Annotated in this window: 10 protein-coding genes; all 10 read right to left on the minus strand. The window is 61.2% G+C overall.

Annotated features, from left to right (window positions below):
• Positions 1-5 precede the first annotated feature (5 nt).
• The 10 genes from H4V98_RS18250 to ftsL are packed head-to-tail and all read right to left on the minus strand — an operon-like array spanning position 6 to position 12,351.
• Entirely contained in the window at positions 6-983 is a 978-nt protein-coding gene (locus tag H4V98_RS18250; protein WP_196862060.1) for a D-alanine--D-alanine ligase, read from the minus strand.
• Entirely contained in the window at positions 980-2,416 is a 1,437-nt protein-coding gene (murC, locus tag H4V98_RS18255; protein ID WP_196862059.1) for a UDP-N-acetylmuramate--L-alanine ligase, read from the minus strand. The genes H4V98_RS18250 and murC overlap by 4 nt, the downstream gene beginning before the upstream one ends.
• The gene (gene murG, locus H4V98_RS18260; RefSeq protein ID WP_196862058.1) at positions 2,413-3,495 is read right to left on the minus strand and encodes an undecaprenyldiphospho-muramoylpentapeptide beta-N-acetylglucosaminyltransferase; all 1,083 of its coding nucleotides are present in this window, start codon (positions 3,493-3,495) and stop codon (positions 2,413-2,415) included. The genes murC and murG overlap by 4 nt, the downstream gene beginning before the upstream one ends.
• Positions 3,492-4,733: a putative lipid II flippase FtsW gene (gene ftsW, locus H4V98_RS18265; RefSeq protein ID WP_231374568.1), complete on the minus strand. Its 1,242-nt coding sequence runs from the start codon at positions 4,731-4,733 to the stop codon at positions 3,492-3,494. The genes murG and ftsW overlap by 4 nt, the downstream gene beginning before the upstream one ends.
• 8 nt (positions 4,734-4,741) lie before the next feature.
• Positions 4,742-6,253: a UDP-N-acetylmuramoyl-L-alanine--D-glutamate ligase gene (gene murD / locus H4V98_RS18270; protein ID WP_196862056.1), complete on the minus strand. Its 1,512-nt coding sequence runs from the start codon at positions 6,251-6,253 to the stop codon at positions 4,742-4,744.
• Positions 6,250-7,428, minus strand: coding sequence for a phospho-N-acetylmuramoyl-pentapeptide-transferase (gene mraY / locus H4V98_RS18275; protein ID WP_196862055.1), 1,179 nt, complete (start codon positions 7,426-7,428; stop codon positions 6,250-6,252). The genes murD and mraY overlap by 4 nt, the downstream gene beginning before the upstream one ends.
• On the minus strand, positions 7,418-8,818 hold the full coding sequence (gene murF, locus H4V98_RS18280) for a UDP-N-acetylmuramoyl-tripeptide--D-alanyl-D-alanine ligase (RefSeq protein WP_196862054.1): 1,401 nt from the start codon (positions 8,816-8,818) through the stop codon (positions 7,418-7,420). Before murF ends, mraY begins: the two co-directional genes overlap by 11 nt.
• Positions 8,815-10,314: a UDP-N-acetylmuramoyl-L-alanyl-D-glutamate--2,6-diaminopimelate ligase gene (locus H4V98_RS18285; RefSeq protein WP_196862053.1), complete on the minus strand. Its 1,500-nt coding sequence runs from the start codon at positions 10,312-10,314 to the stop codon at positions 8,815-8,817. The genes murF and H4V98_RS18285 overlap by 4 nt, the downstream gene beginning before the upstream one ends.
• Complete coding sequence (locus H4V98_RS18290) at positions 10,311-12,047, minus strand: penicillin-binding protein 2 (RefSeq protein ID WP_196862052.1); 1,737 nt, start codon at positions 12,045-12,047, stop codon at positions 10,311-10,313. Before H4V98_RS18290 ends, H4V98_RS18285 begins: the two co-directional genes overlap by 4 nt.
• A complete protein-coding gene (ftsL, locus tag H4V98_RS18295) occupies positions 12,040-12,351 on the minus strand; it encodes a cell division protein FtsL (RefSeq protein WP_196862051.1) in 312 nt (103 codons plus the stop codon). The genes H4V98_RS18290 and ftsL overlap by 8 nt, the downstream gene beginning before the upstream one ends.
• Between the last annotated feature and the right edge of the window lie 13 nt (positions 12,352-12,364).

A 12,364-nucleotide genomic window follows, 5' to 3' on the forward strand; every position in this document is an offset into this window, starting at 1 on the left:
GCGGCTCACAGCAGTGTTCCGTCCCGGGGCTGGCAGTCGAGCGCTGCGGTTTGAAGCAACTGGACGCACAAGTCCTCATAGGAAATGCCCGCTGCCCGCGCAGACATGGGCACCAGCGAATGCCCGGTCATTCCCGGCGAGGTGTTGATCTCCAGCAGGTAGGGCTTGCGCGTCGCCTGGTCGATCATCACGTCGGCACGGGCCCAGCCCCGGCAGTTCAGCGTGCGAAAAGCCTGCAGCACGAGTTGCTGGATGGCTTGCTCTTCTCCGTCTGGCAGGCCGCAGGGCACCAGGTACTGCGTGGTGTCGGTGAAATACTTGTTCTGATAGTCGTAATTGCCCTCGGGCGCAACGATGCGGATCACCGGCAGCGCCCGCGCCTGCGCGCCGGTGCCAAGCACCGGACAGGTCACCTCGTCGCCACTAACGAACTGCTCGCACAGGATGTCGGCATCCATTTTTTCGGCCAGTGCCACAGCGGCTGCCATATCGGCGCGCTCAGTTACCTTGGTCAAGCCCAGCGACGAGCCTTCGCGCGCCGGCTTGACGATCAGCGGCAGGCCAAGCGTGTCGGCGACCGCATTGACCTCTGCCGCGCTGTATCCACCACGGCGCAGCAGCACATAGCGGGGGGTGGGCAGGTTTTCGGACAGCAGCACGCGCTTGGTCATGACCTTGTCAATGGCCATGCTCGACGCCATGACACCGGAGCCGGTGTACGGAATGCCGAGCAGTTCCAGCGCGCCCTGCACCGTGCCGTCTTCGCCGAAGCGGCCATGCAGCGCGATGAAGCAGCGGGCAAAACCCTCTTTCCTCAAGTCGCCCAGGTCGCGCTCGGCCGGGTCGAAGGCATGGGCATCGACACCCTGCGAGCGCAACGCCTGCAACACGCCCTGCCCCGACATCAACGAAATTTCACGCTCGGCGGAGCGCCCGCCCATCAGGACGGCGACCTTGCCGAAGCTCGAAGGATGGGCGTTCATGCGGCTTGACCTTCCAGCACCTTGAATTCCTGGAACTCCAGCATGGCCACGACACCGGCGGGTACCTGGCCGATAGAACCAGCGCCCATGCACATCAGCACATCGCCGCCCCGTGCCGTATCGAGGATGGCCTGGGGCATGGCTGCAATGTCGCCGACGAAGACCGGCTCGACCTTGCCGGCCACACGCAGCGCACGCGCCAGCGAGCGGCCGTCGGCCGCCACGATGGGCGATTCGCCAGCGGCATAGACTTCGGCCAGCAGGACCGCGTCGGCGTGGCTGCTGATGACCCTGACGAAATCTTCGAAACAGTCGCGGGTGCGGGTGTAACGGTGTGGCTGGAATGCCAGCACCAGCCGCCGACCCGGAAAAGCGCCGCGCGCCGCCGACAACGTAGCCGCCAGCTCGACCGGATGGTGACCGTAATCCTCGATCAGCGTGAACCGGCCGCCGTCTTTGGCAGGCAGGTCACCATGGCGCTGGAAGCGCCGGCCCACGCCAGTGAAGCCGGCAAGCGCATTTTGCACAGCGGCGTCGGGCACGTTGAGTTCCACTGCAATCGCAATGGCTGCCAGGGCATTGAGCACGTTGTGCTGGCCGGCCAGGTTCAACACCACCTCCAGGTCGGGCAGTTGCACACCATTGCGGCGCTGCGCGGTGAAATGCATTTGCGCGCCGACAGCGCGCACGTTCACGGCGCGTATTTGCGCGGCGTCGTTCAGGCCATAGCTGGTGATGGGGCAGGACATCTGGGGCACGATGTCACGGATCACCGGGTCGTCGGTGCACAAGACCGCTGTGCCATAGAACGGCATGCGGTGCAGGAAATCGACAAACGCCTTTTTCAGGTTGCCAAAATCGTGCCCATAGGTTTCCATGTGGTCGGCATCAATGTTGGTGACCACTGCCATCACGGGCAGCAAGTTCAGGAAAGACGCGTCCGACTCATCGGCTTCGACCACGATGTAGTCGCCCGATCCCAGCTTGGCATTGGCACCAGCGCTGTTGAGCTTGCCACCAATCACGAACGTCGGGTCCAGTCCGCCTTCGGCCAGCACGCAGGCCACCAGGCTGGTGGTGGTGGTCTTGCCGTGGGTACCGGCAATCGCAATGCCCTGCTTGAAGCGCATCAGTTCGGCCAGCATCATTGCGCGCGGCACGACCGGAATGTGTTTTTCACGCGCGGTCACGACTTCCGGGTTGTCGGCTTGCACTGCCGTGGAGGTCACCACGGCATCGACATTGACCAGGTTCCCGGCAGCATGGCCGACAAAGGTCTGGATACCGAGTCCGCCCAGGCGCTGCAGCGTGCTGCTGTCCGACAGGTCGGAGCCGGAAATCACATACCCCAGGTTGTGCAGGACCTCGGCAATTCCGGACATGCCTGCCCCACCAATGCCGATGAAATGGATGTGCTTGATGGCGTGCTTCATCGCGCAAGTTCCTCGCAAGCGGCGACAAGATGGGCGGTGGCATCTGTTTTTTGCATGTTTTTGGCTTTTAGCGCAGACTGGACAAGCGCAAAGCGCTCTGTTTTTTGTAGCATTATCGCAAGTTTTTCGGGGGTCAGGTCATGTTGTTGCACCAGCCAGCCACCGCCTTGTGTAACAAGAAATTTGGCATTGGCGGTCTGGTGGTCATCTACGGCAGACGGAAAGGGAACAAACAGCGCCGCAGCACCGACAGCGGCAATTTCGGTCACCGTGCTGGCGCCGGCGCGGCAGATGATCAGGTCCGCATCGGCAAAGGCCTGGGCCGTGTCGTTGATGAAAGGCGTGAGTTCGGCACCCACGCCGGCAGCCAGGTAATTGGCGCGCAACGCTTCAAGCTGGCGAGCACCGCTTTGGTGTGTGACGCAGGGACGCAGCGCCGCTGGAATCAGGGCAAGCGCCTTGGGAACAAGTTCGTTCAGCGCCGTCGCGCCCAGACTGCCGCCCACCACCAGCACCTTGAGCGGCCCGCTTCGCTGCGCAAAGCGCACCGTCGGATCTGGCTGCAGGGTAAAAGCTGGCCGAAGCGGATTGCCCACCCATTCGGCATTTTTCAGCACAAGTGGAAAAGCAGTAAAAACGCGGTCGGCGACGCGGGCCAGCAGTTTGTTGACCAGGCCGGCCACGGAATTTTGTTCGTGCAGGATGAGCGGCTTGCCCAGCAGCACGCTCATCATGCCGGCCGGAAAGGCGATGTAGCCGCCCAGACCGACCACTACATCAGGCTTGACGTGGCGAATGACCTGTACGCTTTGCCAGAAAGCCTTGAGCAGGCGCAGCGGCAGGAAGGCCAACGTTAACAGCCCCTTGCCACGAACGCCCGAGAAATCAATCGACTCAAAGGCAAAGCCACGCGGCGGTACCAACTGGCTTTCCATGCTGGGGCGCTCTGCGCTGCCCTTGCCGCCCAGCCAGTGCACGCGCCAGCCACCCGCGCGCAAGGCCTCCGCCACGGCCAGGCCGGGAAAAATATGGCCGCCGGTTCCGCCGGCCATGATCAAAGCACAGCGCTGAGGGTTCATATGCGGCTTCCACGCATCATCACGCGGTTTTCGTAGTCGATGCGAAGCACGACCGCCAGCGCAATCAGGTTCATCACAATCGCGGAGCCGCCATAGCTCATCAGCGGCAGCGTCAGGCCCTTGGTCGGCAAGGCGCCAAGGTTCACGCCAATGTTGATGAAGGTCTGAAAGCCCATCCAGATGCCAACGCCCTGCGCCACCAGCCCGGAAAACAGCCGGTCCAGCGCGATGGACTGGCGGCCGATGTGCATGATGCGGCGGATCATCCACACGAACAAAGCGATGATCACCAGCACGCCGATGAGGCCGAATTCCTCGCCAATCACAGCCATCAGAAAGTCGGTGTGCGCTTCGGGCAGCCAGTGCAGTTTTTCGATGCTGCCGCCCAGGCCGACGCCAAAGATCTCGCCCCGGCCAAAGGCAATCAGCGAGTGGGACAACTGGTAGCCCTTGCCCAAGGCGTATTTTTCGTTCCACGGGTCCATGTAGGCAAAGATCCGCTCGCGACGCCATTCACTGAACATCACCATCATGCCGAAAGCCACCACGACCACCGCTGAAATCACCAAAAACATCCGCGCATTGACGCCGCCCAGAAAAAGAATGCCCATGGCAATGACAGAAATCACCATGAAGGCGCCCATATCGGGTTCGGCCAGCAGCAGCATGCCGACGATGCCCACGGCAAAAGCCATCGGCAGCACCGCGCGAAAAAAGCGCTCCTTGACATCCATCTTGCGCACCATGTAGTTGGCGGCATACAGCAGCACGGCAAATTTCGCCAGCTCCGAAGGCTGGAAGTTCATGACGCCCAATGGAATCCAGCGCCGCGCGCCATTGACCCCTTTGCCAATGAAGGGAACCAGCACCAGCACCAGCAACAACAGCGAACCCATGAAAAGCCAGGGCGCATATTTTTCCCAGGTGGCCATGGGGATCTGGAAAGCCAGATAAGCTGCAAGCGTCGCCACCAGCAGCGAAAGCAAATGCCGCGTCAGGAAAAATGTGTGTGCATAGCGCGAAAACTTGGGGTTGTCGGGCATCGCCACCGAGGCCGAATACACCATCACCAAGCCGAACAGCAGCAAGGCCACAGTGACCCAGACCAGCCCCCAATCGAGTCCTGCCAATCGAACCGGGGTGGTGAGCTTACCCGGAAGACTGCGGCCGCCCAAACGCACTGGCAAGGCATCCGAAGCAACCTTGCCAGCCCCTGAAAACCAGCCGGTACGACGCAGTTTGGCAGTCACAGCACAGCTCCCTGTTCGACGGCAAGTTCCTGAACTGCCTCGCAAAAAACCCGTGCCCGATGCTGGTAATTGTCAAACATGTCAAAACTGGCACACGCAGGCGACATCAGCACCGCGTCACCGGCATGTGCCTGCGCAGCAGCCAGGCTGACCGCCTGCGCCATGGAAGCCGCCTCCAGCAACTCGACCTGTCGGCCTTGCAGTGCAGCGCGAATCAGCGGCGCATCACGACCAATCAGCACCACAGTCCGGACATAGCGCGCCACCGGATCGGCCAACGCCGAAAAATCCTGGCCCTTGCCTTCCCCGCCCAAAATCAACACCAGTTTGCGATCAACGCCCAATCCGGCCAGCGCCGCCACCGTGGCGCCGACATTGGTGGCCTTGCTGTCGTCAAAGTATTCCACGCCCTGCAGCACGGCCACCGACTCCACGCGGTGCGGCTCGCCCCGGTATTCCCGAAGGCCATGCAGCATAGGCGCCAACGGGCAACCCACGGCGACGGCCAGACCCAGCGCAGCCAGTGCATTGGCGGCGTTGTGCCGGCCATGAATTCGCAGCGCTTCGAGCGGCATTAGGCGCTGGATATGCAGCACCACATCTTCGGTCTTGCGGCGCTTGAGGGTTTCGTCGGCCTCGGCGGCGCGTACCAGCCATGCCATGCCGTTGACCGTCTGGATCCCGTAGTCACCCGGCCGCCTCGGCTCGTCGCCACCAAAGGTCAGGTAGTGGCGTATTTGCCTGCCCTTGACGGGTGCGGGCAATGCCGCCATCACCTGAGGATCATCGCGATTCAGCAGCATGAGCCCAGCGCTGCCGTAGACATTCGCCTTGGCGGCGGCATAGGCCGTCAAGGTTTCATGCCAGTCGAGGTGGTCCTGGCTGACGTTCAGCACCGTTGCCGCGTCAGGCTGGAAATTCGCGACGCCGTCGAGCTGAAAACTGGACAGTTCCAGCACCCAGACCTCAGGCAGCGTCAAGGTTTCATCGCGGGCTTGCACCTCCAGCTTTTCAATAAGTGTGTCCAGCAGCGTGGGGCCGATATTGCCGGCCACCGCCACCGTTTTTCCGGCGCGCTCGATGAGTTGCCCCGTCAAGGACGTCACGGTGGTCTTGCCGTTGGTGCCAGTGATGCCGATGACCCGAGGTGCATAACCCCTGTCCTGTTTCAGTTCGGCCAGGGCTTGCGCGAACAGGCTCAGTTCGTTGCCGCAAGGGATGCCTTGGGCACGGGCTGCCGCCACGACTCCAGCAATGGAGGCGGGTGACAGGCCAGGGCTTTTCAGCACCAGGTTGAAGTTTTCGCTGTCCAGCAGTGCGCCATCCATCGCAGCATTGATGAAGCGGGCGTTTGGCATGCTGCCCTGCAAGGCGGCGAGTTGCGGCGGCGCAGGACGCGTATCGGCCACGGTGACACGGGCACCACAGCGAGCGCACCAGCGCGCCAGCGCCAGACCGGATGCGCCCAGCCCCAGAACCAGAATGTTTTGATGTGCCAGGTTTCTCATCTGAGTTTCAGCGTTGAAAGACCGACCAGGCACAGCAGCATGGTGATGATCCAGAAACGGACAACGACCTGGGTTTCCTTCCAGCCGCATTTTTCAAAATGATGGTGCAACGGGGCCATTTGCAACAGACGCCGTCCCTGACCGTAACGCCGTTTGGTGTACTTGAACCAGGTGACCTGAAGCATGACCGACAGCGCCTCCACCACAAAGATTCCACCCATGATCGCCAGCACGATTTCCTGGCGCACGATAACGGCGATGGTGCCCAGCGCCGCGCCCAGCGCCAGCGCCCCAACATCGCCCATGAAGACCTGCGCCGGATGGGTGTTGAACCACAAAAAGGCCAGTCCGGCGCCTGCCATGGCGGCACAAAAGATCAGCAACTCGCCTGAACCGGGGATGTGGGGAAACAGCAGGTATTTGGAATAGACCGAGCTGCCTGTCACATAAGCAAACACGCCCAGCGACGAGCCAACCATCACCACCGGCATGATGGCCAGCCCATCCAGGCCGTCGGTCAGGTTCACGGCATTGCTGGAGCCGACAATGACCAGGTACGTCAGGATCACAAAACCGAAGACGCCCAGCGGGTAGCTGATTTCCTTCATGAACGGCAGTTGCAGCCCGGCGTTGGGCGGCAAGCTGACATCGAACCCCGACCGCACCCAGCTGACAAACAGTTCCAGCACGCGCATGTTGGAACTTTCCGAGATGCTGAACACGAGGTAGAGCGCGGCCATCAGGCCAATAACGGATTGCCATAAATATTTTTCGCGCGACCGCATGCCTTCCGGGTCTTTGAGCACCACTTTGCGCCAGTCATCGGCCCAGCCGATAGCGCCAAAGCCGAAGGTCACCAGCAGCACGATCCAGACAAAGCGGTTGGACAGATCGAACCACAGCAGCGTGGAAATGCCGATCGCCATCAAAATCAACACACCACCCATGGTCGGCGTGCCGCTTTTGCTCAGGTGCGTCTGCATGGCGTACTCACGGATCGGCTGGCCGATCTTGAGCGTGATCAGCCGGCGAATCACGAACGGGCCGGCCAGCAGGCCGATGAGTAGCGCGGTGAGCGCGGCCATCACAGCGCGCAGGGTCAGGTACTGGAACACCCGCAGGAATCCCAGGTCAGGCGATAGGGTCTGGAGCCATTGGGCCAGGCTAAGCAACATGAGGCGCTTTCTTGTCTTCTTTTTGTGAATCGGCGCCAGCGGCCATGGCCGCTTCGACCACGCGCTCCATCTTCATGAACCGTGAACCTTTCACCAGCATGCTGGCAACGTGCGGCAGTTCGTCCACCACGGCGGTGCTCAGTTCGGCCATGCTGGTGAAATGACGACTGTCCCCAAAAGCGACGCCTGCGCTGTGCGACTGTTCACCCAGCGTGAAAAGCTTTTCGACTCCCAACGCACGGGCATTTCGGCCAGCTTCACGGTGGAACTGTGGCCCCTGGCTGCCGACCTCGCCCATATCACCCATGACCAGCAAGCGCGGCCCGGGAAGCTCGGCCAGCACCTGGAGGGCCGCCTCCATTGAATCGGGGTTGGCGTTATAGGTGTCGTCAACCAGCGTCACCGTGCGTCCCGGCAGCGAAACCGACAAGGCACGCGACCGCCCCTTGACCGGCATGAACGCCGAAAGGCCGGCGCTGATGAAAGCCGGCGGAACGCCGGCGGCCAATGCGCAGGCGATGGCCGCCAGTGCATTCTTGACGTTGTGCCGGCCCGCCACATTCAGCGCAAACGCCAGCAGCCCCGACGGCGTACGGGCTTCAACGTCCCAGCCGTCGCCATTCCACCTCGCACTGCCTGTCACATCGGCCGGCCCTTCAAGCGCAAACGTCATGACCGGGCGTGCGCCCGCCAGACGCCGCCATAGCTCGGTATAAACATCGTCGGCAGGGAAAACGGCTATGCCAGACGCATCCAGCGAGGCCAGCACCGCGCCATTTTCAAGGGCAACGGCTTGCACCGTGGCCATGAATTCAAGGTGTTCGCGCTGGGCGTTGTTGACCAGCGCCACCGTCGGCCGAACCAGATCGGCCAGATAGGCAATTTCGCCAGCGTGGTTCATTCCGAGTTCAACCACACCGACCTTGTGCGCAGCGCGCAGGCGCAGCAATGTCAGGGGAACGCCGATATCGTTGTTGAGGTTGCCTTCGGTCGAGAATGCTTCTTCGGGTTTCCAGGCCTGCAGAATCGCCGCGATCATCTGCGTCACCGTGGTTTTTCCGTTGCTGCCCGTCACGGCAATCAGCGGCAGGCTGAACTGCGAACGCCAGGCAGCGCCGATCTGGCCCAGCGCCAGGCGGGTGTCGGCGACTTCAATACCGGACAGGCCAGCCCGTGCCAGGCCGTGCTGTGCAATGGCGGCCACAGCGCCTTGAGCCTTGGCTTTTGGCAAAAAATCGTGTGCGTCGAAATGTTCGCCCTTGAGCGCGACAAACAGGTCGCCCGGCCGCAGGCTTCGCGTATCGGTATGAATTCGCAGCGGGGCAACACTGCCGTCGCCCACCAGCCGGGACAAAGGCAACCAGGCCGCGAGTTGCTCCAGGCGCTTCATGCGACCGCCTTTGCCCGGCGCCCTGCCGCCATGGCATTCAGGGCAGCCTGCGCTTGGTCGCGGTCGGAAAATACCATCTTCACACCGTTGATTTCCTGGTAGTTTTCATGCCCTTTGCCGGCCAGCAATACAACGTCCTGCACTTGGGCTCGCACCACGGCATAAGCGATGGCGGCATGCCGGTCCGGCTCTTCATGCGCAGCCTGCGGCTGGTTCAGGCCTTTTTTCATCTGTTCAATAATGCGCAGCGGGTTTTCGCTTCTGGGGTTGTCGCTGGTCAGCACCAGTTGGTCAGCAATTTTTTCTGCCGCGGCTGCCATCAGGGGCCGCTTGCTGGTGTCACGGTCACCACCACAGCCAAAAACACACCACAGCTTGCCGCCCCGGCCCTGTGCCACCGGCCTGAGCGCCAACAGCACTTTTTCCAGCGCATCGGGCGTGTGCGCATAGTCGATGACGACCAGCGGCTGGCCGGCCATCGCCAGAGTTTCAGTGCGGCCGGGTACTGGCAACAAATCCACGCAGGAAGCTACTGCCTCGGCCAGGGGCACCGCCATCGCCCGCAGGGTGGCCACGACACCCAGTAAATTTGACACGTTGTACAAGCCCACCATGGTGGTTGAAAGCCTGTGACGATCGGCGCCTTCCACCACCTCGAAGCTCAAACCCTGCGGGCCTTGGCGGATCGCCTGTGCCTCAAGCCGCGCAGGACCAACGCATGACACCGTCCAGCAGTCGAGCGGCTTTGATGCCAGAAAACCAGCCAGCTCCAGACCCTTGTGGTCGTCTATATTGATGACTGCTGCCCGCAGACCAGGCCAGTCGAACAGCGCTTTCTTGGATGCCCAATAGGCGTCCATTGATGCGTGGTAGTCAAGATGGTCTTGGGTGAAATTGGTGAACACTGCGACCTGAATCTTCGTTCCGTCCAGGCGACGCTCCTGGATACCTATCGATGAAGCTTCCAGCACGCAGGCTGAAAAGCCTTTGCCTGCAAAAAGGCGCAACTGCTGTTGAAGCAGCACCGGGTCTGGCGTCGTCATTCCGGTGGAAACCATTGCACCGGGTGTGCCAATTCCCAGCGTTCCGATCAAGCCGCATGGGCGCGTCAACCGACCAAGCGCCTGCGCCAGCCACCAGGCGGTCGAGGTCTTGCCGTTGGTTCCCGTGATGGCCACAAGTTCGAGCTGCTCGCTTGGCGCGCCAAAATAGGCTGCAGCGATCAGTCCAGTGGCGGACTTGAGATCCTCGTAGGTCGCTACCCGATCATCATTGAAACCGTAAGTCTGAACGTGCTCATTCTCGACCAGACAGGCTTCTGCCCCAGCAGCCAAAGCGGCCTTCACAAACTGCCGTCCGTCAGTAGTTGCTCCGGGCCATGCGATGAAACCATCGCCCTTGCACGCCTTGCGGCTGTCGGCCCACAGCGTACCGGTCACGCGCTCGTGCAGCCAGCGCGCAGCCTGCTCCGGGGTGCGAAGCTGGACGGTGGTCAAAACGACTCCTCCACGGTCTGCGTGATGATTTGCGGTTTCACGCTCATGTCGGGCTGCACGCCCATCATGCGCAGCGTTTGTTGAACCACTTCGCTGAACACCGGAGCGGCGGCAATGCCGCCAAAGTATTTGCCGTCACTGGGCTCGTCGATCATCACCGCGACGATGATGCGTGGCGACTCGATCGGCGCCATGCCGGTAAACCAGGCACGGTATTTGTTGCTGGCATAGCCTTTGCCGACCTGCTTGTGCGCCGTGCCCGACTTGCCGCCCACCGAATAGCCCACAGTCTGTGCCAGCTGGCCGGTTCCGCCCGGTGCGGCGGCCATCTGCAGCATGCGGCGAACGGCGTGGGCTGTCTCGGGAGAAAACACCTTGACGCCGACTGCTGGTTCATTTTTCTTGAGCATGGTGGCGGGAATGATCTGGCCGTCGTGGGCAAAAGAGGTGTAGGAATGTGCCATCTGGAACAGCGATGCCGACAGGCCATAGCCATAAGCCATGGTGGCTTGCTCTACCGGCCGCCAGGTTTTCCAGGGGCGCAGGCGACCGGACACGGCACCCGGAAACTCGATCTGCGGCTTCTGTCCGTAGCCCAAGGCGACGTACGTATCCCACATTTCGTGGGGTGTCATTTTCTGGGCAATTTTCAGCGCGCCCACGTTGCTGGACTTCTGGATCACGCCCTCGACAGTCAATATGCCGTAGTTATGGGTGTCCCTGATGGTGAAGCCACCGATACTGAAACGGCCGGGACCGGTATCAATCAGCGTCTGCGGCTTGACGCGTCCGGCCTCCAGCGCCATGGCGACCGTGATGGGCTTCATTGTCGAGCCAGGCTCGAAGGTGTCGGTCACAGCCCGGTTACGCAATTGCTCGCCGGTCAGATTCTGGCGCTTGTCTGGCACAAAGCTTGGGTAATTCGCCAGCGCCAGCACCTCACCGGTAATTGAGTCAATCACCACGACACTGCCAGCCTTGGCTTTGCGCGCGATCACCGCATCGCGCAGCTTCTGATAGGCGAAGAACTGCACCTTGCTGTCAACGCTGAGCTGAATGTCCTTGCCGTCAACAGGCGGAATCTGTTCGCCCACGCCTTCGACCACGCGGCCCAGCCGGTCCTTGATGACACGGCGTGAACCTGCCTTGCCCGACAGTGCCTGGTTGAAGGTCAGCTCGATACCTTCCTGCCCCTTGTCTTCCACATTGGTGAAACCAACGATGTGGGCGATGGTTTCGCCTTCGGGGTACTTGCGCTTGTATTCCTTGCGCTGGTAAATGCCGGGAATGCCGAGATCGCTGATTTTCCGGGAAACGGGTTGTTCCAGTTGACGCTTGACCCAGACAAAGTTCTTGTCTTCGTCGCTAAACTTCTTTTTCAGATCGGCCAGCGGCATTTCCAGCAAGCGGGCCAATTCGGTCAGTTGTTCAGGACTGGCCTTGACGTCTTCAGGAATGGCCCAGATGCTAAAGGCCGGAACGCTGGACGCCAAAATCAGCCCGTTGCGGTCCAGGATGCGTCCACGGTTGGCTGGCAGATCGAGCGTCCGTGCAAACCGCACCTGGCCTTGGCGCTGAAAAAATTCGTTGGCGTACACCTGTATATAAGCCGCCCTGACTGCAAGGCCGGCAAACGCCAGTGCGATGAGCGCAACGATGAGTTTGCTTCGCCAGACAGGCGTCTTGCTGGCCAGCAGGGGGCTGGACGTATAAAGAACATTTTTTCTACTCATGCTGCGCCTTTTGGCCTGCAGCGGCCGCAACATCGGCAGCGGATTTGTACTTGATGTACTCCGTAATGGCCGGCGTGGTAGTGCGCATCTGAAGCCGGTCCTTGGCCAGCTTCTCAATCTTCAGCGGTGTGGCTTCCGCACGTTTTTCCACCTGCAGCCGCTCGCTTTCGGTTTCAATCTTGCGGCTCTGTGCCGCCGCCTTTTCAAGTTCCACATAAAGACGGCGCGACTCATACTGGGTTTGCACCAGGTACAGCGCACTGGCCAGCACAACCAGCAGCAGCACGAAATTCAGACGTCCCATGGCCTGTCTCTCA

It is taken from the genome of Polaromonas sp. CG_23.6 (assembly GCF_029892315.1).
GTDB lineage: Bacteria > Pseudomonadota > Gammaproteobacteria > Burkholderiales > Burkholderiaceae_C > Polaromonas.

Coding starts and splice junctions, on each gene's coding strand:
- H4V98_RS18250 (WP_196862060.1), bottom strand. CDS start 983: ATGAACGCCCATCCTTCGAGCTTCGGCAAGGTCGCCGTCCTGATGGGC.
- murC (WP_196862059.1), bottom strand. CDS start 2,416: ATGAAGCACGCCATCAAGCACATCCATTTCATCGGCATTGGTGGGGCA.
- murG (WP_196862058.1), bottom strand. CDS start 3,495: ATGAACCCTCAGCGCTGTGCTTTGATCATGGCCGGCGGAACCGGCGGC.
- murD (WP_196862056.1), bottom strand. CDS start 6,253: ATGAGAAACCTGGCACATCAAAACATTCTGGTTCTGGGGCTGGGCGCA.
- mraY (WP_196862055.1), bottom strand. CDS start 7,428: ATGTTGCTTAGCCTGGCCCAATGGCTCCAGACCCTATCGCCTGACCTG.
- murF (WP_196862054.1), bottom strand. CDS start 8,818: ATGAAGCGCCTGGAGCAACTCGCGGCCTGGTTGCCTTTGTCCCGGCTG.
- H4V98_RS18290 (WP_196862052.1), bottom strand. CDS start 12,047: ATGAGTAGAAAAAATGTTCTTTATACGTCCAGCCCCCTGCTGGCCAGC.
- ftsL (WP_196862051.1), bottom strand. CDS start 12,351: ATGGGACGTCTGAATTTCGTGCTGCTGCTGGTTGTGCTGGCCAGTGCG.